The sequence below is a fragment of the Amycolatopsis sp. NBC_01286 genome, from assembly GCF_035982555.1.
In the GTDB taxonomy this organism is placed as follows: domain Bacteria; phylum Actinomycetota; class Actinomycetes; order Mycobacteriales; family Pseudonocardiaceae; genus Amycolatopsis.
Genome location: NZ_CP108428.1, coordinates 8,264,531 through 8,287,476 on the forward strand (window position 1 = coordinate 8,264,531; position 22,946 = coordinate 8,287,476).

Below are 22,946 nucleotides of genomic sequence, written 5' to 3' on the forward strand. Positions count from 1 at the left end.
TGTTACCCCCTGGTGCGTGGTGTGCGGGTGATCAGGTGGCGCAGGCCGGCGGCCAGCGCGAAGGCGAGGACGAGCGCGGCACCGGACAGGCGGAAGGCCAGCCAGAGCGCCGGACCCCCGAGGGCGGCCGGCGCCGGGACGACACCGCCGTGGCTACCTGCGGCGAGCGGCTGGGCGAGTGGCAACCGGACCGCCGTCGTGAGCGGCGAGCCGTCCGCGTCGAGCCAGGTCCGCCCGGCGATCCCGGTCGCCGCGGCGATGCTCGCGCCCGGGTCGCTCGGCCCGCCCGGGCTCTTCGGGAACCCGCCGTCGGCCAGCACGAGCGCGCCGAGGGCCTGCGCGGCCTTGCTCGCGTCGAGCCCGGCGGAGCTGAACCCGCCGGCGACGGCCGCCGTGAGCACGGGATCGGGCTGCCCGTCCGCCGCGGCGATCGTGCCGTCGGGTCCGGTGCGGGTGGTCAGCGCCGCGGCGGCGGACTCGAGGGCCTGCCGGTGTTCGGGCGTCCAGCCGGCCGGTGCGACGTTGCCCGGCGCCCGGCCGTCGCGCGGGACGGCGTTCAGCGCCTCGACCGCGGCGGCCGTCGCGGTGAGATCGCCGGTGGCGCACGGCTTTCCGGTCAAGACGGCCGGGAAGAGCCCGTCCGCACACTGGTGGGCGATGAGCGCGCCGACCGGCGCTTCGGCGGGATCGGCGCCCGCCGTGGTCGCCAGCGTGGCCCAGGCGTGCCGCCGCAGGGTGCCGGTGGTGTCGGCGAACTCGCCGGTGTCGGTGAACTCGCCGGACGCGGTCCGCAGCGCGGCGAGGTCGGTGCGCAGCTGCCCGACGGCCTCCGCGTCCGCGCCGGATTCCGGGAACCGGGCGACGATCTGCAGCTTGGCCAGGGGTTCGGCGTAGGCGGCCTGGCCTTGCTCGTAGGGCGCGCCGTGGGCGTAGGCCCGGATCGAGTCCGGGCTCAGCAGGAACCGTGACGCCCGGGCGGCGGCGTCCGGCTGCTGCCCGAGGGTGTGCAGGGCGAGCACGAGATCCGCCGTCAGGTCGTAGTCGACGAAGGTCTTGCCGTCCTGGGCGACCTCGACGTGGTCGCCGTCGACGAGCCGGCTCGCGAGGTAGCCGCCCAGCCGGTCGGCCGGGGTCGGGCCGGTCACCGGCGCCGGGGCATCGACGGGGACGACCACGGTGCCGCGCGGCGAACCGGGCCGCACCGCCGGGGTGCCGGCCTTCGGGCTCACCGGCGGCTTCACGGCGTGATCCCCCGTCGGCGCGGGCTTTTCGCCGGGCGGCGGTGGTGGCGGACCGGGCGGGCTGCAGCCGGGGTCCGGTGGCCCCTGCGCTCCGGCGTGGCCGAGGGTGAGGTCGTGGAACCCGATCTGGGACAGGCCGAGCGCGGCCTGCGCGCTCGCGCGGACCCAGGTGTCGAGCCCGCCGATCCCGGTGGTGCGCGCGGCTTGGTACTCGGCCGGGGTGTAGGCGATGGCGCCGAGCTGATCCCCGAGCGGGGTGCCCGCGTCGGCCGCGGTCGCTTCGGCGGACTTGAGGAACGCGGTCCCCGAGGCCATCGCGGCGTCCGCGCACCCGGCGTCGGCGAGCGCCTGCACGATCAGGCCGGTGCTGTTGGTGTTGGGCGCTTCGGTGCCGACGCCGCCGCCCCAGCCGCCACTCGCGGTCTGGTGGGCCTTCAGCCACCGCACGGCCTTGGTGATGGGCGCGTCGAGGTTCGCCGCGCCGGCGTCGCGGGCGGCGAGCATCGCGGAGAGTGCGATACCGGTGGCGTCGCCGTCCGGCGTCGACTGGTCGAACGGTTTGCCCTCGTCACACGTCGAGATCCGGTGGCCGTCCGGTGTCACCTGGTCGCCGGTCTCGGTGGTGGGGATGAGGCCGAAGAAGATCCGGAAGAAGCCGTCCGAGCACTGCTGTTTCAGCATCGTGTCGATCACGAGCCGATCGGTGAGGCCGGCGCCCGCCAGTCCGATCACGGCCAGGGCCTGGCCGAACACGTTGGCGTTGTTGCTGACGAAGTCCTTGAAGTCGGGGTTCTTCGAGTAGTCGCTGACGCGGCCCTTGTCGACGCCCGAGCGCGCGATGGTGCCGAGGGTCTCGGCGACCATGTCGTGCCCGCCGAAGGACCTCGGGTCCCGTCCGGCGATTTCCGCGGCGACCAGCACTTTCGCCGCGGCGCCACCAGTGATGATCGCGTCGTAACCCTGGCCGGGGACGAGGCCGTCCCACGTGTAGTAGTCGGTGGCGTGGTGGTCGTCGTCGAGGTACTTCACGATGGGCGCGGCCAGCGCGCCGTCGCCGGAGGCGTACATCGCGAAGAGCGTGTCGATCATCAGGCCGTGGTCGGGCAGCGCGCCACCGAGCGGGTTCTGCAGGGTGCCGTCGGGCGCGAGCTGCGCGGCGAGCCACTTAGAGGTCGGCTTCGAGGCCGCGAGGTCACCGGCGAAGGCCGGGGTCACCGAGCCGACGGTGAACACGACGACGGCGGACACCCAGGCCGCGATGGGCCTGAACCGCTTGCCGGCCACGTGATCCTTCCTCTCCCCAGACGCCGGCGCGACACACACAGGGAGAGACCGGCCCCCACGGGAGGCCGGGCGTCCACCCACTGCTGGCGCGACAGCGGTTCGACAAACACCTGCCCGGGGCGGTAATCCGACTCGTCACCCCAAGGTGACCCACGGTTGCGCGACAGTGCCGGACTTCGACCGGCTTCCCCTGCCACGGGCAGAAAACATGAAGTTGTACTGACTGAGCGAGCCGACACTAACACCTGGTCAGCCGAACGGGAACGGCAGAACTCACGTCGCCTTCACCACACCGGGACGCGCGCGGCCGTCCGGACGATCTCGAAGACAACTGCAACAGAACGCGGGGCAGGTGGCCTCTTGAGAGGTGTGCGGTGCTTGAGCGCGCTGCACGTCCAGCTCGACGAAGGCAAGGAGACCGTGCCATGACCGACCTCGACGAGGTGCGCCGCGCGCCGGACGCCCAGGAGTCCCTGGCGCCCGATCCCGACGCCGTGGTGACCGTCGCCGGACGCCGGGTCCGGCGGCGCCAGACGGCCAGCGTCGCCGCGGTGACGCTCACCGTCGCCGCCCTCGGCGCGGGGGTCTTCTGGGCGCAGGACCGCGGTACCGCCGCGGTGCCACCGGCCACGCTCGCGAGCCCGCCGTCCGCCACGGTGACCCAGCCGCCGGCCGCCGGGAAGGTGCCCCCGGCCGCGCCGGCGATCAGCCTGGAGGACAGCTCCTGGGACTTGCTGTTCTGGGCCGTCCAGCCGCACTTCGCCGGCCTGCACTACGCGCAGGATCACCGGTACGCGTTCGAGATCGACGTCCGGGACGGCACCGCGCCCCACAGCGCACTGGCCACGAAACCCTCGGCGGCGGACCAGATTCCGCACCCGCAGTCGGTCATGTGGCAGGACGGACCGGACCGCTGGATCCGGGTGACGACCACAAAACCGGTGACAGCGGCGGAAATGCTGGCCCTGCTGGGGAAGATCCACACCACGCCACCGGTGATCGCGTCGCCGCTCAAGTCGCTGCAGGTGCCCGACGGACAGCAGGTCGGCACGTTCACCAGCGAGCCCGACACCAACACCCTGGTGCTCTGCCCCGCCGCCGAGGTCGGGAAGGCCCCGCTCGACCCCCGATGCTTCTCCCTGACGGTGTCGCTGACCAGCAGAGCCGCGGACAGCAGCTTTCCGCAGGACCCGCTGCCCGTGCACCAGCACCGGACGCTCGGGGCCTACACCCTCGAAATCGACAGTTCGCGTGTCAACGAACAGGCCGCGCTGGCGTTGCTGAACTCCGTTCAGCTCAATCGCTGAGAATCCGCGTCACCGCCGGATTCTGATCTGTTCCGCATTTCCGAAAGCGCACTCGAATTGCCGTTATTCCGCGGCATCGGTCCATGGCCCAGGCGAGGGAGTTTCGATGCGTAATTCCGCGCTCGTCGTCGTCCTGGTGGGTGTCATCCTCGGCGCGCTCGCCGCGGCGGTCTGCGTTCGTTCCGCGAACGTGCCCGCCGCGGCGGGCACGTCACCGGCGCCGGACGTCCCGCCGTCGTTCCCGAGGACGCGGGCGGCCACGCCGGTTCCGGGGGCGGCCGAGGTGGCGGTCGACGTCCGGGGCGAATGGTCCTGGGCGTTGCGCGAGACGGACACCGGCACCGTGGTCGGTGCCGGAACCTTGCGCACCACGACCGAATCCATGATCAAGAGCTGGCTCGCGGTGGACTACCTGGCCTCGCGGGAGTCGCGGATCTCGGCCGAGGACGAGGATCGGGTGACCCGGATGATCCGGTCCGGCGACGACCGTGCCGCGCAGACGCTCTACCTCCGGCTCGGCGGCGACGACTCGATCGCCCGGATGATCCGCACCTGCGGCCTGCACGACACGACCATTCACCCGAACTGGTGGTCCAAGACCACGATGCCGGCGACCGAGGCCACCCTGCTCGGCCGGTGCGTGGCCCGCGGTCCGGGCTTGAGCCCGCGGTGGCGGGCCAAGCTGCTGGACCTCATGCGGTCGGCGGACCCCGCGACCGCCTTCGGCATCCCGGAGGCCCCGGCCCTGGCGGGCCTGCACCCGGCCGTCGAGAACGGCTGGACCCGCCACGGAACTTGGTGGACGGTGAGCTGCCTGGCGATGTGGGACCACTGGGTGCTCGCGGTCATGGTGCACTACCCGGACCAGGGCGACGAGCACCACTACGGCGCCGAAGTGTGCAAGTCCGTGGCCCAGCAACTGTTCGGCCGGATCGACATCGGTTCGACCACGGGCACGGGAAGCAAGTGACCACAGGAAACGGGGATCAGACCCGCCCGGCGCCGACCAGGTCGAGCAGGTTCTGCACCAGAGTACGGACGGCAGCTGGTCAGCAGTAGACGTTGCCGCAGACTGCCAGGATGAACGCCGTTGCGGTCAGGGTTTCGGTGGCGCCGGCCTGGGTCAGGGTGACCGAGACGGTGACTTCGTCGTCGCCGGTCAGGCCGTCTACCCGGCAGCCGGACGTCGTGCCGCACAGGCCGGGTGCGGTCTGGTAGCCGGCCGGGACGTGCCAGGTGTAGGTCGTGCCGGCGGCCGCGCCGCCGACGGAGAATCCGGCCGAGTAGGGGCCGTGGAACTTCGCGCTGTTGTGGCAGTTCCCGGTGTAGGAGCCCACCGGGCCCGGTGAGACCTGGCACCCGTACGTCTCGCCGCCCAGGGCCGCGGCGGGTCCGGCGGTCAGCACACCGATGCCCGCCGCCAGCAGGACGGTCGAAACCAGGGCCGCACTCTTGCGCATGGGTTACCTCCGGAACTGGTGGTTCCTCTGTACGACACAGGGACGATACCCAGCGCGACATCCCGCAGGTAGCGCCGGACGAGTGCGGGGAATTCCGCCGGACGAGCGGGAAACGGACGCCCCGCCGGCGCCCTCGGGCCGCAGCGGCGGGCGAATTCGTCGATGGGTGTCGGGAACTTTCCAACTCGTCGACAGCCACTCCTGGCATCGGTCAATGCGGATGTAACGCCCGTTGCGGCACGGAATCGCGCGGAATCGCCGACCATTGTCGCTTGTGGACGGGACGTCGAACCGCAATAGTCGCCAGGCGACGAAAATCGAACCCGAAAGGGAGTCCGATTTAGTCGGATCTGCTGGATTTGAACCCCTACGACCAGGGAGCTGCATATGCGGCGTTCGTCGCTCATACACCGGCCGGCGATTCTGGCCGCCGTCGGTGGCTTGGTGCTGGCCGGATCCATTCAGCCGGCCGGTGCGGCCGTGCCCGCGGCGAACGCCGGGACCGCGTCGCAGGCGGTGATCGTGGTGCTGGGCGACCAGATCGCGTCAGCACCACCGACGAAAGCGGCATCCGGGAGCAGACGCGACCAAGCGACCAGAGCGCAGAACGCGGTGCTGGGCAAGCTCACCGGGCTGGCGCCGGCGAACGTCAAGCACTTCGCGGTCGGCAACGCCTTCTCCGCGACCGTCAGCCCCGCGCAGGCGGCCGCGCTCGCGCAGGACCCGGCGGTGGCTTCCGTGCTGCCCGACAGCAAGGTCACGCTGCCGACGCCGAGCACACCGCCGGCGGCGGCGAGCGGGGCGGCGCCGAGCGCGCAGCCCCGGACGTCGACGGCGCCCGGCGCGATCTGCCCGGCCGACCCCGCGAAGCCGCTGCTGGAGCCGGAAGCGCTCACCTCGATCCACGCCTACAGCACCGACGGCTCGAAGAGCGCGTCCGATCTCGCCGACGGCTCGGGCGTGAAGGTCGCTTTCCTCGCCGACAACATGGACCCGGACTACGCCGACTTCATCCGGCCGGACGGGTCCAAGGTGTTCGCGGACTACCAGGACTTCTCCGGGGACGGCCCGGCGACCACGGACGCGGGTGCCGAGGCGTTCGGTGACGCGTCGTCGATCGCCGCGCAGGGCACCGTGGTGCACGACCTGTCGAAGTTCGTGAACCAGGCGCACCCGCTGCCGCCGGGCTGCACCATCGTGGTCAAGGGCGTCTCGCCGGGCGCGAGCCTGGTCGGGCTCAACGTCTTCGGCTCGACCGCGACGAACTCCGCGGTGCTGCAGGCCATCGACTACGCGGTGACGGTCGACCACGTCGACGTCATCAACGAGTCGCTCGGCCTCAACCAGTACCCGGACACCAGCTCGCGCGAGCTGTTCCAGGTGTTCAACGACGAGGCCGTCGCCGCCGGCGTCACGGTCACCACCTCCAGCGGCGACGCGGGCACGACGTCCACCATCGGCAGCCCGGCCACCGACCCGCTGGTCATCTCCGCCGGCGCGACCACGGACAACCGGCTGTACGCGCAGACCACGTACGCGGCTTTCCCGTTCTCCAACGGGAAGTGGGTCAGCGACAACATCTCCGCGCTGTCCTCCTCCGGCATCACGCAGAACGGCCGCACGATCGACCTGGTCGCGCCCGGTGAGGGCAACTGGGCCGACTGCGAACCGGGTTACGCGGAGTGCCAGACGTTCCAGTCGCCGCCGCAGGGCGCGGACCTGGAATCCTTCGGTGGCACCAGCGAATCGGCGCCGCTGACCGCGGGTGTCGCGGCACTGGTCATCCAGGCCTACCGCGGCACGCACCACGGCGCGTCGCCGACGCCGGCGCTGATCAAGCAGCTGATCACCGGCACCACGCGCGACCTCGGCCTGCCGGCCGACGAGCAGGGCTCCGGCCTGCTGGACGCGCGCGCGGCCGTCGAGGCGGCCTCGACCGCGCCCGGCACCACCGGCGCCCCGGCCGGGGTGTCGTCGAACATCGCGCTCTCGACCGACCAGCTGACCCTGGACGGCGCGCCCGGCAGTACGCAGACCGCGACGGTCAAGGTGTCGAACGTCGGCACCAAGCCGCTCACGGTGTCCACCGGCACGCGCGGGTTCGCGACGGCGTCGACGCAGACCCAGACCGTGCCGTTCGACGCGGCCAAGCTGCCGACGTTCACCTACTACAACGGCGCGCAGTGGGCGCAGAAGACGGTGAAGTTCAGCGTCCCGCCGGCCACCGACCGGCTGCTGTCGCGGATGGCGTGGCAGGGCAGCCCCAAGACGGTCAACGGCGCTTCGGTCACCCCGGTGGTGCGGTTGACGCTGCTCGCGCCGGACGGCACGTTCGTCGCGAACAGCCGCCCGCAGGGTGGTGCGGCGACGGCCAACTACGCCAACGTGGACGTCCGGCACCCGGCCGCGGGCACCTGGACGGCGGTGCTGTACTCGGTCGCCGGCGCGTCCGGGTACACCGGTGACATCCAGCTGGCCGCGGACGCGCAGCGCGCCGTGCCCTACGGCCAGGTCTCGCCCCAGCTCCTGACCCTGGCCCCGGGCCAGACCAAGCCGGTCAAGATCGCCCTGCCGACCCCGGCCTCGGGCGGCGACGCGGACTACTCGGTGACCTTCGGCAGCTCCGACGGCCACCAGACGTCCGTGTCGGCGGTGCTGCGCTCGCTCATCCCGACCGGGAACGGCCCGGGGGCCTTCAGCGGCACCATCACCGGCGGCAACGCCCGCGCGTTCTCCCCCGCGCAGACGTTCAGCTACGAGTTCGACGTGCCCCACGGCAAGAAGGACCTCGACGTCGCCGTGCACCTGGCCGACCCGGGCACCGTCGTCGACGGCGTCCTGGTCGACCCGAACGGCGAGCTCGGCGACGTCACCAGCAACATTTCGCTCGCTTCGCCGACGACCGTGTCGCAGGGCACCGGGCTGCAGCTGACCGACGCGAACCCGCTGCCCGGGCGCTGGCACCTGGTGCTGGTGGTGCAGAACCCGGTGACGGGCAAGCAGCTGCAGCAGCCGTTCACCGGCACGGTCGCCTTCGACCGGGTGTCGGTGTCCGCGCCGGCGCTGCCGAGCGGCGGCAAGCTGGCCGCCGGCAAGGCGGTCACGGTGCCGGTGACCGTGCACAACACCGGCATCGAGCCGATCGCGATCGGCGTCGACGCGCGCACCAACACCGCGCAGACGCTGCAGCCGGTCCCGGTCGGCGGCCAGACCGAGGTCGACCTGCCCGAGCCGGGCGCGATCGCGCCGGTCTACGAAGTGCCGCCGGACACGAGCAAGCTGACGGTGGCCACCTCGTCGAGCAGGCCGGCCCAGGTCGAGCTGCAGAGCTCGGCCGCCGGGATCGACGTGCTCGGCGACCTGAAGCAGGCCCAGGCCGGCAGCACCGTCTCGGTCGCCACGATCGGGGAGAAGAAGGGCTACGTCACCAAGGGCATCTGGTTCGCCGACGTGCAGGAGCTCGGCCCGTTCGAGCCGTCCGGCGCCCCCGCCGGGCACGCGAGCTACACCTCGTCCCTGGTGACCGCGGGCTTCGACCACGCCGTGACCTCGTCCACCGGAGACCCGTACGACCAGGCGATCGACCCCGCCGGCACCGGCGGCACGCCGGTGATCATCCAGCCGGGCCGGACGGCCACCATCCAGGTGACGATCACCCCGGCCGGCGCCCGCGGCACCGACGTCACCGGCCACCTCAACCTGGTGACCGTCCCGACCCTGCCCACCGGCTCCACCGGACTGCCGGAGGAGGGCACCGGCGAGGTCATCACGACCCTGCCGTACCACTACCGGATCGGCTGACCCGAGCACCGGGCCGCCGGTTCCCCCTCGGGAGCCGGCGGCCCGTCGCCGTCCGGGGCGCGGAACCGCGAGCTAGCGTGAGCGCCATGGACATCACCATCCACACGACGGTCCTCCCCCACGACGACCCGGACGCCTCGCTGGCGTTCTACCGCGACGTCCTCGGCTTCGAGGTCCGCAGCGACGTCGGTAAGGGCAAGATGCGCTGGATCGCGGTCGGCCCGCCCGGTCAGCCCGGCACGTCCCTCCTCCTGGCTCCCCCGGGCGCCGACCCCGGTATCACGGACGCCGAGCGCGGCACCATCTCCGAGATGATGGCCAAGGGCACCTACGGCTGGATCATGCTCGCCACCCCCGACCTCGACGCCACCTTCGAGAAGGTGCAGGCCGCGGGGGCCGAGGTCGTCCAGGAGCCGATCGAGCAGCCCTACGGCGTCCGCGACAGCGCCTTCCGCGATCCCGCCGGCAACCTGATCCGCATCCAGGAACAACGCTGAGCCCGTTAACCTCGGGCCATGGCCACCTCGCAGCCCGCGCCGCTGCCCGTCCAGAAGCGGGCCTGGGACACGCGTGAGCGCATCCTGGCCGCCGCGGTCGCCTGTCTCGCCGAGGACGGCTACGCCGCGACGACGACTTCGCGCATCCAGGAACGCGCCGGGGTGTCCCGCGGGAGCCTGCTGCACCAGTTCCCCTCGCGCGACGACCTGCTGATCGCCGCCGTGCAGCACCTCGCCATCCAGCGCGCCGGCCAGGTCGACGTCCCCGAGGCGGCCGGCACGATCGACGACGCCGTCGAGCAGATCTGGCTCACCTTCCACGGCCCGCTCTTCACCGCCGCCCTGCAGCTGTGGGTCGCGGCGCAGCACAACCCGCAGCTCGCGGCGGCGCTGCGGCCGCCGGAGCACGAGCTGGGCCGGCACATCCGCGAGCTGATCACCGGCCTGTTCGGGCCGGAGCGCGTCGCGCACCCCGGCTTCGCCGACCTCGCGCCCGTGCTGCTGGCGAGCATGCGCGGGGTCGCCCTGACCTACACCTTCGAGCCGCGCGACCACCGGAGCGACCCGAACCTCGCGGCATGGAAGCGGCTGGCCCACCGCATCCTCGACGCGTAAATTAGTACGGCTTGACTAATTGCCTCCGAGTCGAAAGGCTGCGGAGATGACGAGCGTCGCCTTCCCGCGGGTCCGCACCGAGAACGGCGTGGTCCGGGGTCTCGAGATCGACGGCCTGCACCACTTCCGCGGCATCCCTTACGCCGCCCCGCCGTTCGGGCCGCGCCGGTTCCTGCCGCCGCAGCCCGCCGCGGACTGGGACGGCGTCCGCGACGCCACCGCGCCCGGGCCCGCCGCGCCGCAGGTCGCGGAGGAGAACCCGCTCGGCGCGGTCTACGCGGCGACCGAGACCGGCGAGGACTGCCTGACCCTCGAGGTGTGGACCCCCGACCCCGGCCACGCGAACCTGCCGGTGGTGGTGCACATCCACGGCGGCGGGTACATCTACGGCGCCGGCTCGCTGCCCGGCTACAGCGGCAAGAACTTCGCGCGCGACGGCGTCGTGCACGTCGGCATCAACTACCGGCTGGGCATCGACGGCTTCCTGTACCTCGGCGAAGGTCACGACAACCTCGGGCTGCGCGACCAGTCGGCGGCGCTCGCCTGGGTGCAGCGCAACATCGCCGCGTTCGGCGGGGACCCCGCGCGGGTGACGATCTTCGGCCAGTCCGGCGGCGGCGTCAGTGTGATGAACCACCTCGCACTGCCCGCTTCGCGCGGCGCGTTCGCCGGGGCCATCGCCCAAAGCGGGTGTTCGATGGCGTCCGTCGACGTCGACGAGGCGTGGCGCGTGACCCGGCAGGTGGCGCGCGACCTCGGGGTCGCGCCGACCGTGGCGAGCCTGTCGGCGGTCGGCCTGGAGCGCACCGCGGCGGCGTCGTTCAAGGCGCTGAAGCGGTACGCACTGGGCCTGGTCAAGGGTGATCGCCGGGCGCTGCTGCTCAGCCCGTTCCGCGGGGTGCACGGCACGGAGTTCCTGCCGGCGAACCCGGTCCGGTCCGCCGGTTCCGCACCGGGCGTCCCGCTGCTCGCCGGAACGGTGCGCAACGAGGCCGCGCCGCTGATCGAGGGCATCGCGAGCGTCGCCGGCCCGGTGGCGCCGCTGATCCGCCTGGGCCTGCGCCGCACGCTGGGGATGGACGGCCCGACGGTGCGCGCCTACCGCGACGGCCCCCGCCACGTCCGCGGGCTGGCCGCCCTGGTCGAGGCCGGCTGGACGGACTGGGGGTTCCGGATCCCGACGATCCGCCTGCTCGAAGCGCGTCCCGAACCGTCGTGGCTCTACGAGTTCCGTTGGCAGCGTGAGGGAATCCCGCCGGGCTCCGGCGCGTTCCACGCCGTCGACCTGCCGTTCGTGCGCGACGACCTGGAAACGGTCATGGCGCTGGGAGCGCCCGCGATCGACCGGTTCGGCAGCCGTCCCCCGCGGGAGCTGGCGCGGCGCGTGCACGCCGACTTCGTCCGCTTCGCCACCACGGGAGATCCCGGCTGGCCCCGGTACGACCGCGACGGGCGGACGACCATGGTCTACGACGAACAGACCCGGATCGTCCAGGACGCCGCGGGCGCCGAACGAGCCGCCTGGGACGGCCGCCGGTAGCGGCCCGCCTCAGCCGAAGGCGATCATGAAGACGGTCACGATGCCGAGGAGGTAGACCGGATAGCCGATCCGCGCCGCCCGGCGCAGGGTCTGTTCCGCGTCGTCCCGTTTCAGCGTGGCGAAGCGCTTGCGCAGCATCGCGATCAGCACACAACCGGCGGCCAGCAGGATGAACGCGTAGTAACCCCATTCGAGCGCCACGATGTAGCTGACCGACGGGAGCTGGGACGTCACGTTGTTGAGCAGGACCGCGGTGCTGAGGATGGCGGTCACGCCCATCGACACCGGCGCGCTGCCGTCGGCGGCCTTGAAGAACAACGACAGGTACGTGACGCAGATCAGCAGGATCAGCGGAAGCAGGTTCTTGATCAGGAACGGCAGCGTGTCCCGCTCGATCTCGATCTCGGCCGCGTACTGGCTGTAGTAGATCCCGGTGGCGGCGCCGGCGGACTGGCCGTCACCCAGGGCGTCGCTGCTGCCGACCGTCTGGCGGAAGAAGTGCACCGAGGACGCGACCCAGTTGGGGACCTGGTTGATGGTGGCCTCGGCGTCGGCGCCGCTGCGCAGGTAGGCGCGCGGATCCTGGTCGAGGATCTCCTTGTCCGTCACGTAGGAGACCTGGTCCGCGGTCTGCGTCCGGTTCTGCAGCAACACGGTCAGCTGCTGGTGGTCGAACGGGAAGTCGTGGAACTCGAAGCTGCTCTTGAAGCGGTCGGCCACCCGGTAGAGGCGGTAGGTGCGCCCGTCCTCGGTGACGTCGCGCAGCGGCTCCCCCAGCTTCAGGTCGGGTTTGACGGCGTTGACGAACTGCACGTCGGCCGCGCCGTTGTTGCCGGTGTACTTGAGCCAGACGAAGAAGTCGACGAAGTACGTGCCGTCGGTCGTGTCGAGGTCGCGGACCTCGTTGAGGTTGATGCCGGTCGCCACCACCTGGCGCCGGCTCAGGTACCGGTTCTTGACCGCGATGACCTCGCCGTCGGCCAGCCCCGCCTGCAGCGCGTCACCGGACGGAGGTTCGTAGATCGTGAACTGGACGGGCGCCGAGACGAACCGGGCGCCGTCGCTCGTCACCACCGACACGGCCATCTGCGCGGACCCGCTCGCGTTGAAGTACAACGGCCCGAGCAACGCGGGAAACGAATTCTTCCGGTCCTTCAACGACGCCAGGGAGTCACGCACCCGCTGCCGGTCCGCCGCCCGGTGGTTCCCGTCGAAGCCCAGCCCGCCGACCTCCATCGCGTGCAGCCCGACGTTGAGCGCCTGCCGGGCCGTCGCGGCCTGCCACAACGGGCGTTCGCCGTAGCGCTGCTCGAAGGCGTCGGCCCACACCTGCGCGGGGCCGGACAGCGAATCCTGGGCCAGCGGCGTCGCCATGAACAGGTTGCCGGTGAGCGCCCCCGGCCGCCCGCTCTTGCGTTCGGCTCCGGTCAACGCGTCGTGGAAGGCCCGGGAGCTCAGCGAAGAGGTGCCGAGGACGGGCGCCGTCACACCGGCGGACCGGAGCCGGTCGATCACCTCGAGGCCGCTCTTCTCCTTCAACGCCAGCACGATCGGCTCACGCGGGTCGTGCGCCTCGAGCGCGGCGACCGCGGCGTCGACCGACGCGGCGCGGCTCGCGGGCGCGGCGGAGATCGGCAGCTCGGCGGTCACCCGGCCGAACTCGCCGAAGGACTCCAGGAAGGTGTCGTGCGCCGACCGGCCGTCCTCGTCGTCGTCGTAGATCACGGCCGCGGTCTTCGAGCCCAGGACGTGCGAGGCGTACACCGACATGAAGTCGCTCTGCGTCCGGTTGCCGAACATGCTGCGGAAGTACCACTCGCTGCCGTCGGTGATCCGCGACGAGCTGGCCGAAGGGGTGATGGCCGGGATCCGGGCCCGCCGGTAGATCGGCGACGCCGCGAGCGCGGTGTCACTGCTCCCGTGCCCGATGACGTAGAGGACCTTGTCCTCCCGGACGATCTGCTGCGCGATCCCGATCGCCTTGTCGACCCGGTCCGCGTCGTCGTAGACGAGCAGCTCCACCGGGTGCCCGTGGATCCCGCCCGCCGCGTTCACGGTGTCGAGGTGCATCCGCACGGCGTGCTCCATGTGGGCCGAGGTCACCGCGTTGTCCCCGGTCATCCCCGCCACCAGCGCCACGTAGACGGGTTCGCCCCGCTCGGCTCCCGCCGCCGTCCAGACGCCCAGCACCGAGGCCAGGACCACGGCCGCGCCCACGGCGAGCCAGATCTTCTTCCAGCCGCCCTTCGCCCGGCCGGCACGGACGTTGGCCGGCGGCCGCTCCGGTTCCACCAGGTCGGCGACGTCGGCGGGCGTGCTCGGTGGCGTGGTGCGCACGGCCTTGAGCGCCCGGCCGGTCTCGGGATCGGCTTTGATCTCGTAGGCCCGTTCGAGGCAGAACCGCCGTTCGCCCTCGGTCGCCACCAGTTCGGCGAGCCACCGCCACGCCGGCTCGTAGCCGTCGTCCTTCGCCAGCGCGACACCCAGCAGTTCCCGGGCCCGCGCCGGGTCCGATGCCCGGAGCCCGATCGCCCGATGGGTGAGCGCGACCGCGGTGTCGGGTTTCTCCGGCACGGGGACAGACCTCCGAAATCGGTTTTCGCTGAGCACCCCACAGTAGGCAGCACCCGCTTACCCGATCGATGAACCTCTGTCCCCCGATGCGGTCACCACCGCGGTGCCGCCCGTGGTGCCGCCGACCGGCCACTGTGGACGGTCGGCGGCACCCGGGGCGTCAGGCGAGCGGGCCGTACAGGCTGTTGCCCGGCGCGTCGGCGTCGGTGCTGGTGAAGTACTGCCGGGTGGCGGCCGAGATCTCGTCGTGCGAGAGGTAGCCGCTGCCGTCGGTGTCGAGCAGGCCGAACGTGTACTCCGCGTCGGTCTCCGGAGTGCCGTAGCCGACCTGCAGGCGCACCCACTCCGACCGGCTGAGCTGCCCGTCGCCGTCGGCGTCGCCCATCGCCAGCAGCGCGTCGATCGCCGGCTGGAACAGGTCCTGGTAACGGTCTTCGCCGGCGAACACCGTCATGCCGCCGGTGAACTCTTCGCGCGACACCCGGCCGTCACCGTCGGCGTCGAGGTTGCCCACCAGGGACTCCCAGACCCGCTGGAAGCCCGAGGTGACGGCCTGTGCGGCGGCTGTCTCACTGGCGTACCCGAACGCGGCGGCCACCTGCGCACCACGCTGCACGAAGTCTTCGTGCTCGATGAAACCGTTGCCGTCGGCGTCGAAGTGCCGGAAGAAGTTCGACCACTTGCGCTCGAGGAGATCCTGGGACACGAAGGTCCTTTCGTCGGGGAAACCTTGCGGCGCGTCACGATAATCGGGACCCACCCACCCCGGCCGAGAACGGTTGATCACCACCCAGCGCAACCACAAGCGACCGGCAACACGCTGCCGGATGACCCGTTGGGGAAAGAACCAGGGGAATCGGGCGACGCGGCCTCACCGGATCGATGGGTTGTAACAACCGCTGCGCACCGACGACTTGATGTTGGTCGACGAAGGAGGCGCTCGGTGACGGACCCGGTCACGGTGGAACCGCTCGAAGAACTGACAGCGTTGTGGGCACCCGGAAGCGCGGTGCTGTGCGTGGGGGAAGGCGACGACGGGATCGAGTCGGTGGCGACCTGGCACGTCAGCCCGCCCGGCGACGCGACGGGAGCGTGGATCTACCCCGCCGACGACGTGTTCGGCTCCCAGGACGCGGCACGACGTGTCCTGACGTTCGTCGAGCGCCGGGCGATCGCCGCCGTGCACCCGCGGAAACTGCGGGAATGGCTCGACCGGCTGACCACGACGGCGAAGGTGGACATCGAGGACGGCGGGTGGGAGCGGCACCTGTTCTCCCCAGTGGACGCGTTCCGTGAGACGGCCGAGCGGCGGCAGCAGTACGCCGCGACCGTCGAAGCCGCACGCCAGGACAGCAAGACGATCACTCCCCTGGAGTGGACGCACGACCTTCCCGACGACGCCGAGGTCCAGGACTTCGCTTCCCTGCAGCGGGTTGCGCGCATTTCGGCCGCGCCCGGGACGCCCGTGGTGTCCGAGGTCCTGTCGATCGCCCGCACGCTGAGGTGGCTGGTGTCCGTCTGGGCGGAGACCGAGCAGGTGAAGAACCGGCGCCGCTACGTGCGGGCCGCGCACGGGGATCCCGATCCGCTGCCGCCCCGGTGGCTGGCCGCGGTCCGATCCGCCAGCACCAACCGGCTGCCGCTGTGAAAGCCGCGCACGGCTACGCCGTCATCGACACCGAGACCACCGGGATCCTCACCGGCTGGCACCACCGCATCGCGGAGATCGCGATCGTCCACGTGGACCCGCGCGGCACCGTCACCGACGAGTGGGTGACGCTCGTCAACCCCGAGCGCGACCTGGGCCCTCAGGCCATCCACGGCATCCGGGCGGCCGACGCCCGCCGGGCACCCCGGTTCGAGCACCTCGCGAGCGAGCTCGTCGAGCGGCTGAGCGGGCGCGTGGTGGTGGCGCACAACTGGACCTTCGACGCGATGCACCTGCGTGCCGAGTTCAGCCGGCTGGGCATCGACACGCCGTTCGAACCCGACGCCGGGCTGTGCACCATGCGAGCCGCGGGCCGGGCGCGGCTGGGTTCCGGGCGGTCCCTGGTCGACTGCTGTGCGGCCGCGGGGCTGCCCGAACGTGCGTGGCACACCGCGCTCGCCGACGCGCGAGGCGCGGGCGAGCTGCTCGGCTTCCTCCTGCGGCACGCGCCGGACGCCGTGCGCGTCACCGATGCCCAGCTGCACGCCGCGAACTGGACCTGGCCGCACCTCGAGCGACGCCACACCCCGGCGGCGCACCGCACGGCGATCGGGCACGTCGAACCGCACTTCCTGGCCAAGCTCGTCGAGCGGCTGCCGCGAGACGGCGAACCGGCGGTCGACGCGTACTACGCGATGCTCGACGACGCCTTGCTCGACCGGCAGATCTCGGCCACCGAAGGCGACGCGCTCGTCGAGATCGCCCACGACCTCGGCCTGCACAAGAACGAAGTCGTGGCCCTGCACCTGAGCTACCTGCGGGACCTGGCGCGCGAAGCCTGGGCGGACCAGGTGGTGACCGACGAAGAGCGGAACGATCTGCTCACCGTCGCCATCCTCCTGGCGCTCGACCCGGCGATCGTCGAAACGATCCTCGACGAGGAACGCGACGCCGTCCGGGAACCGACGCCGGGGCCGGAACGCCAGGTCGGCGGACTCGTCCTGCGACCGGGCGACAAAGTGGTCCTCACCGGTGCCATGCGGCGCGAACGCGCCGACATCGCGGCCGAAGCCGCCGCGGCCGGCATCCGCGTCACCGGATCTGTCAGCAAGCAGACGCGCGTCCTCGCCGCCGCCGATCCGGACTCCATGTCGGGCAAGGCCAAGCGAGCGCGCGAATGCGGCGTCCCGGTCGTCTCCGAGCACGCTTTCCTGCAGGCGCTCGCGCGGCTCGTCGGCTAGGCCGGTCTGTCGCTGCTTCGCCGGTCCGGTCGGTTACTCCGCCGCCGGGTGAGTGCCGCCGCGGGCCACTACCACCGGGCAGAGTGCGTACGACATCATCGCCTGGCTCGTCGAGCCCAGGGCCAGCGCGGCCAGGCCGCTGCGGCCGCGGCTGCCCACCACCAGCAGCTGGGCCCGGTCGGCCAGGTCGAGCAGGGCCTGCGCCGGGCGGCCGCGCTGGACCAGCCGTTCCACCCGGACGTCCGGGTACCGCTCCTGCCAGCCCGCCAGCCGCTCGTCGAGCAGTTCGTTCGCGGACTGCTCGATCGCGGTGCCGTCCATGGTGCGGCGGCCTTCTTCGAAGACGCCCGCCAGGAACGTGTCGTGCCAGGCGTGGACCGCGACCAGCGGTGCGCCGCGCCAGGACGCTTCGTCGAACGCCACCGCGATCGCGTCTTCGCTCGCCGGGGTGCCGTCGACGCCGACGACCACCGGGCCTTCGGTGGGCGCGTCGTCTTCGGCGACGTGCGGGCGGATCAGCGCGACCGGGCACTCCGCGTGCGCGGCCAGCGCCAGCGACGCCGAGCCGAGCAGCACCCGCGCGGCCGTCGAGAGCCCCGGTGTGCCGAGCACGACCATCGCCGCGGACGCCGATTCGGCGATCAGCCCCTCCGCGGGCTGTTCCGGACGGAGCACGACTTCGGGGGCCAGGTCCGGCGCGACCTCGGCCACGGCGGCCCGGGCCGCGTCGAGCAGCCGCTGCCCGCGCGCGCCGACCAGTTCGTAGAGATCGTCGAAGGTCCCGCCGGCGTGCGGATAGGCCACCGGCAGCTCTTCCGTGGCGTGCACGAGCCTGAGCCCGCGGCGGCGCGTCGCGGCGGCCCGCGCCGCCCAGCGGACCGCCGTCAACGCCGGCTCCGACCCGTCGACTCCGACCACCAGGTCTGTCGCGCTCGCCATCCGCGTCCCCGCTTTCCTCGTCCGGGACCCGAGTAAAGCACCGAACGCCGCCCGCGGCTCGCGGACGACGCCCGGTGGGGTGACGGCTACTTCTGCCACTGCCCCGGTTTCGGCACCCCCGGCAGCGCGGTGGTGTTGTTCCAGCTGGTCTGCGGGTTGGCCAGGCCGCCGCCGGGCTGCTTCCACAGCTGGAGGTTGATCGGGCGGCCGCTCTCCATCGCCGCGGCGAAGCTGTGGTGGCCGTCGCCGGCGAGCTTGAGCTGGTTGGAGCCCGGCGGGTAGTAGACCTTGACGTCCAAGGGCTTGTCCATCAGGCCGTCCGCCTTCCACTTCGCGATCTTGTCGTCGATCACGCCCTGGAAGACGTGCTCCTGCATCGGGGTCACGTCGCCGTAATTGCTGCCGCTGATCTTCTGCGGCTCCGGCTTGAACGTGTACTCCCCCTGCAGCTTGCCGTTCGCGCCCGGCGGCGGCTGGTGGAAGTCGTCCTTGCCCGGCGGCGGCTTCGACGCCGGGTTGCCCGTGGTGCCCGGCGCGCCGCCCGCGTCCGGCTTCGGGTTCGACGGCCCGGGGGTGTCCGGCTTCGGCTCGGCCGAGGTGTCGGGCTTCGGTTTCGTGCTCTGCGGCGGCGGTTCCGGCCGGGGCGGCTTGCTGCTCGACGGCGTCGTCGTGTCCGGCTTGGGCTTGGGCTTGGGTGGCACGATGGGCCTGCCGTCCGGCCCGAGCTGCGGCTTCGGTTTCGGCTTGGGCGGCACGATGGGCCTGCCGTCCGGCCCGAGCTTCGGCTTCGGCTTGAGCGGCGGCGGTGTGGGCTTCCCGTCACTGCCACCCGTGTTCCCGGCGTCGTGCCCGCCCCTCGGGGTCTGCGGGGCACCGTTGCCCCCGCCCGCGGACTGCGAGCTGGTGCCGCAGTTCATCAGGCCCAGCGCGTCGAACTCCGCGTACGGATCGGGCACGTAGGCGTACGGGTCCGGTCCCGGTTCCAGGCCCAGCGGGTCCTGGCTCAGGTACCGCGCCGTCGCCGGGTCGTAGTAGCGGAAGACGTTGTAGTGCAAGCCCGTTTCGGCGTCGGCGTACTGGCCGGGGAACCGCAGCGGCGTCGGCGCGGCCGTCAGCTCCCGGCCGTGCGCGGTGCGGCGGCTGGTCCACACCAGCCCGCCCCGCTCGTCGAGCAGGTCGGTCGGCGTGCCGACGGCGTCGGTGACGAACGTGCGCAACCGCGTGCCCTGGGCGTCCCGCTCGCGCTGCACGACCGGGGTGACCGTGCCCGGCAGGTGGTCCCACGTGACGATCCGGCCCGGCCCGGCCTCCTCGATGAGCGTGGTGCCGTCCCAGGTGTAGATCGTGGTGGCGGTGCTGCCGTCGGCGCCGTGGCGGGTCTTGCCGACGCGGCGGCCGAGCGGGTCGTAGTGGTAGCGCCACACCGTGCCGTCCGGCGTGGCCGCCGCCGTGAGGCGGTCGCCGGACCACGTGAACTGCACCGCGCCCTGGGTGACCCGCCGGCCGTAGCCGTCCTCGGTCACCGCGAGGTCCGCGGGCGGGAGCAACGTGCCGCCGTTGTCGTAGCGGTACTCCTCGCGCCCCTGCGCCGAGGTGACGCCGACGACGCGCCCGGCGGCGTCCCGGGTCAGCGCGGTGGTGCCGGTGACGTCGTCGTGCAGCGTCGCGAGCGTCCCGTTGGCCTGGTAGCCGAACGCCCGCCGCTGCACCGGGACGCTCCCGGCGGCGACGGCCTGCGTGACGAGCTCGCCCTGGCCGCCGTAGGTCTGGCCGAGCTGGGCGGCCCCGTCGTGGCGGCCGATCACGCGGGACGCGGTGTCGTGGCGGTAGACGATCGCGTGCGGGCCGGCCAGCAGCCCGATCGGCCGGGCGAGGTCGTCGAAGAACCAGGTGCTCTCGGCGTCGCCCGGGGTGCGGCGGTGGATGTAGCCCGACTCGTCGTACTCGAAGCTCACGCTGCGCCCGTCGACGGTCTCGCGCACGACGCGGCCCAGCTCGTCCCGTTCGAACTCCACTGTGGACTCGCCGTTCGCGGCGTGCGCCAGGTGCCCGACGGGGTCGTACCGGTAGGTGGTGGTGCGCTCCGGCGCCCGCACCTCGACGAGGTTGCCGATGACGTCGTGGCGGTAGGTGGTCACCAGCCCCGCCGGGTCGGTGGAGCGGACCAGCTGCCCGGCCGCGTCGTAGGCGTAGGTGCGGGTGCGCCCGGCGAAGTCGGTCTGCGCCTGCAGCCGCCCCAGCTCGTCGTAGCGGTAGAGCCAGGTGCGGCCCTGCGGGTTGGTCACCGACGTCAGCCGCAGCTCGGTGTCGTAGCCGTACACCGTGCGCGCGCCCGCCGGGTCGGTGAGCGCCGTGAGCACGTCGAACGGGCCGTACTCGCGGCGGGTGACGCGGCCCAGCTCGTCGACGTGCTCGGTCTCGTTGCCTTCCCCGTCGTAGCGCCAGGACGCGCGTTCCTGCCGCGGTCCGACCCGGGCGGCCGAGCGGCCCTCGACGGTCCAGCTGAGCGCGACCGTCCCGGTCGCGGTCGGCAGCGCCCGCGGCCGGCCGAACTGGTCGGGCTCCACACCTTCGGGCGCGGGCGGCTCGTCACCGCTCAGCGAGATGGGCGTGGCGACGCCCATCGGGGTGGTACGCGGATCCGGCGCGTCGTCCTCGTACCGGCGGTGCCAGGTGGTGTCTCCACTGTGGACGGTGATCGCGGCGGGCCCGCCCGCGGCACCCTCGACGAGCACCACGGAGCCGTCCGGCCGGTGCACCTGGGTCAGGGTGCCGTTCTCGTCGTAGCCGTAGCGGGTGGTGCGGCCCAGCGGGTCGGTGCGGGAGAGCAGGCGGTCGTAGCGGTCCCATTCGGAGAGCGTCACGCCGCCGATCGGGTCGACCTCGCGCACGACCTGGCGCGCGTCGTTGAGGTGGAACTCGGTGACGTGCCCGAACGAGTCGGTGTGGCGCGTGAGGTGGTCGTCGTAGGCGAACGTGCCGTCGAGGAAGCCACCGTCGCCGGTGGTGCGGACGCACCGGCCCCGCTCGTCGTAGGTGTAGGCGTAGTGGACGTCGTTGCGGTCCTGCCACGACGTGAGGCGCCCGGCCTCGTCGTAGCCGAACCGCTGCGCCTGCCCGGAGGAGTTGGTCACCGCGGACAGGTGGCCCTGCGGGGAGTACTCGAAGCGCAGCGCCGTGACGTCCGGCAGGCCGTCGCCCAGGACGACGACCTCGCTCACCCGGCCGCGCCGGGTCCGCAGGGCGACGCGGACGCCGTCCTCGCGGCGCAGCAGGGTCGGGGTGCCGAAGTCGTCGTAGAAGACCTCGACCCGCTGCTCGCCCTCGAAGGCGCGCAGCGGCACCACGCGCCCGGAGCCGGAGAACTCCAGCACGGCGTCGTCGGTGGTGAGGGTGAACGTGTCGCCGTCGCGGGTGAGCGGCCAGCGCGCGCCCTCCAGCGGCAGCTGCTCGCCCTCGCCGCGCGGGTAGACGAGGATCGTGCCGGCGGGTGAGAAGTAGCAGACGTGCTCGTCGTCCACCTCGAGCCGCTGGTCCACAGTGGACGACCACGAGACACCGAACCAGTGGCCCGCCCGGTAGGTCGACACGTGCGTGCGCGCCAGCACCAGCGAACCGAGCTCGAGGTCGAGCTGTTCGAGGATCACCTCGCCGCTCGCGATGTCGACGGGATCGTCCTTGCAGACGCGGTTGTCGGGGTCGGGAGCGGTGTCGCGCGGGTTGTTCGGCTTGTTCGACGACGGGCTGGTGCCGCCGCCCCCGGACGAGCCCTTCCCGCCGCCGCCGTTCCCGTTGCCACCGCCGTGGCCGCCGGGTGGGGTGTCGCCGTTGGTCCCGTTACCGGACGGCGACGTGCCGTCGTTCTTGGGCGGCGGGCCGTCGTGCTTCGGCGGCGGCGTCCCGTCCGCGCCGGAGGTCGTGGTGCTGTCGCCACCCTTGGGCTTGGGCTCCGGGGCCTTCGGCGTGCCGTCGATCTTCGGGGGCTTCTTCGGCGCGGACACCTTGCCGGGCTTGATGTTCTTCAGCGCCTTCGCGGCGTCGCCGAACAGCGAGCCGGCCCGCTTCAGCAGCGGGATGAGCGCCTTGAGGGCCTTGACGAGCCGGGTGACGAGGTCGGCGATCTTCGACGCCGTCTTCGCGACCGCGCCGATCACCTGCGGGACGACCCAGGTCAGGCCGATGCCGAGGGTGAACACGACCTGCAGCGCCCAGCTGATCAGGTGCCCGACCAGCTCGGCGATGATGTCACGCACCAGGGACCGGACCGCGCCGACGACCTCGCCCGCGGTCTTCACGCCGCTGGAAGCGCCTTCGCAGCCCTTCTGCGCGCTCCCCAGCAGGGCGACGAGGTCCTGCGACTGCTGCCGGTAGGCGTCGGACGCCGGACCCGTCCACGACTGCAGGTCGGCCTTGACCATGTCGCCGAAGTCGGTGCCGACGCTCTGCAGCTCGCCCGCGATGTTCTTCCACGTCTCCGACTGGGCGGCGATCTCGTCGGCGTTGCCGGTGAGGCCGTTGAGCGCCTCCTTCAGCGGCCCGACGTGCTCGATCAGCCAGCCCACCCCGGCGGCGAGGATCGCGCCGAAGGGGTCCATGGCCATCGACAGCGCGTCGAGGGCGGTGCCGACCGCCCCCATCGCGACCGAGGCCCAGTCACCGCTCTCGATCGCGGACTTCAGGTCGTTCGCCGTCTCCAGCAGGGAGATCCCCGAGTACGCCTTCGTCGAATCCTGCGTCGGCGCGATCAACGGGTTGCTCATGTGGTGGAACCATCCTCAGTGGGGGGACCGCTCGCCGGC

14 protein-coding genes and 1 riboswitch are annotated in these 22,946 nt (G+C 72.2%); of the genes, 8 read left to right on the plus strand and 6 right to left on the minus strand.

The window, feature by feature from the left end:
* Positions 1-2 precede the first annotated feature (2 nt).
* Positions 3-2,525 carry a prenyltransferase/squalene oxidase repeat-containing protein gene (locus OG570_RS37675; protein WP_326953604.1) on the minus strand — a complete coding sequence of 841 codons (2,523 nt, stop codon included), beginning with the start codon at positions 2,523-2,525 and terminating at the stop codon, positions 3-5.
* Positions 2,526-2,592: 67 nt separating this feature from the next.
* Positions 2,593-2,741: riboswitch (adenosylcobalamin (AdoCbl) riboswitch) on the minus strand.
* A 209-nt stretch (positions 2,742-2,950) separates the two neighbouring features.
* Between OG570_RS37675 and OG570_RS37680 the strand changes: the two genes are divergently transcribed.
* Positions 2,951-3,832 carry a hypothetical protein gene (locus tag OG570_RS37680; protein WP_326953605.1) on the plus strand — a complete coding sequence of 294 codons (882 nt, stop codon included), beginning with the start codon at positions 2,951-2,953 and terminating at the stop codon, positions 3,830-3,832.
* A 106-nt stretch (positions 3,833-3,938) separates the two neighbouring features.
* Positions 3,939-4,802: a serine hydrolase gene (locus OG570_RS37685; RefSeq protein ID WP_326953606.1), complete on the plus strand. Its 864-nt coding sequence runs from the start codon at positions 3,939-3,941 to the stop codon at positions 4,800-4,802.
* A 79-nt stretch (positions 4,803-4,881) separates the two neighbouring features.
* On the opposite strand, the gene OG570_RS37690 is transcribed toward OG570_RS37685, so the two are convergent.
* Positions 4,882-5,292 carry a hypothetical protein gene (locus OG570_RS37690; protein ID WP_326949248.1) on the minus strand — a complete coding sequence of 137 codons (411 nt, stop codon included), beginning with the start codon at positions 5,290-5,292 and terminating at the stop codon, positions 4,882-4,884.
* A gap of 387 nt (positions 5,293-5,679) precedes the next feature.
* On the opposite strand from OG570_RS37690, the gene OG570_RS37695 reads away from it, so the two are divergent.
* From OG570_RS37695 to OG570_RS37710, 4 genes are all read left to right on the plus strand, one after another.
* Positions 5,680-9,093 carry a S8 family serine peptidase gene (locus OG570_RS37695; RefSeq protein WP_326953607.1) on the plus strand — a complete coding sequence of 1,138 codons (3,414 nt, stop codon included), beginning with the start codon at positions 5,680-5,682 and terminating at the stop codon, positions 9,091-9,093.
* 86 nt (positions 9,094-9,179) lie between these two features.
* On the plus strand, positions 9,180-9,590 hold the full coding sequence (locus OG570_RS37700) for a VOC family protein (protein WP_247051428.1): 411 nt from the start codon (positions 9,180-9,182) through the stop codon (positions 9,588-9,590).
* Between the two features lie 18 nt (positions 9,591-9,608).
* Positions 9,609-10,205, plus strand: a complete 597-nt coding sequence (locus OG570_RS37705; protein ID WP_326949246.1) for a TetR/AcrR family transcriptional regulator — start codon at positions 9,609-9,611, stop codon at positions 10,203-10,205.
* 46 nt (positions 10,206-10,251) lie between these two features.
* A complete protein-coding gene (locus OG570_RS37710; protein ID WP_326953608.1) occupies positions 10,252-11,745 on the plus strand; it encodes a carboxylesterase/lipase family protein in 1,494 nt (497 codons plus the stop codon).
* Between the two features lie 9 nt (positions 11,746-11,754).
* On the opposite strand, the gene OG570_RS37715 is transcribed toward OG570_RS37710, so the two are convergent.
* Together OG570_RS37715 and OG570_RS37720 are read right to left on the minus strand one after the other, a co-directional pair.
* Positions 11,755-14,319, minus strand: a complete 2,565-nt coding sequence (locus OG570_RS37715; protein WP_326953609.1) for an ABC transporter substrate-binding protein — start codon at positions 14,317-14,319, stop codon at positions 11,755-11,757.
* 160 nt (positions 14,320-14,479) lie between these two features.
* Positions 14,480-15,025: an EF-hand domain-containing protein gene (locus tag OG570_RS37720; protein WP_326953610.1), complete on the minus strand. Its 546-nt coding sequence runs from the start codon at positions 15,023-15,025 to the stop codon at positions 14,480-14,482.
* A gap of 237 nt (positions 15,026-15,262) precedes the next feature.
* Between OG570_RS37720 and OG570_RS37725 the strand changes: the two genes are divergently transcribed.
* Positions 15,263-15,967, plus strand: coding sequence for a DUF6218 family protein (locus tag OG570_RS37725; protein WP_326953611.1), 705 nt, complete (start codon positions 15,263-15,265; stop codon positions 15,965-15,967).
* Positions 15,964-17,208: an exonuclease domain-containing protein gene (locus tag OG570_RS37730; RefSeq protein WP_326953612.1), complete on the plus strand. Its 1,245-nt coding sequence runs from the start codon at positions 15,964-15,966 to the stop codon at positions 17,206-17,208. The genes OG570_RS37725 and OG570_RS37730 overlap by 4 nt, the downstream gene beginning before the upstream one ends.
* Positions 17,209-17,241: 33 nt before the next feature.
* Here the strand turns inward: OG570_RS37730 and OG570_RS37735 are convergent, their stop codons facing one another.
* Positions 17,242-18,147, minus strand: a complete 906-nt coding sequence (locus tag OG570_RS37735) for a universal stress protein (RefSeq protein WP_326953613.1) — start codon at positions 18,145-18,147, stop codon at positions 17,242-17,244.
* Between the two features lie 86 nt (positions 18,148-18,233).
* Complete coding sequence (locus tag OG570_RS37740) at positions 18,234-22,907, minus strand: RHS repeat-associated core domain-containing protein (RefSeq protein WP_326953614.1); 4,674 nt, start codon at positions 22,905-22,907, stop codon at positions 18,234-18,236.
* Positions 22,908-22,946: the final 39 nt, after the last annotated feature.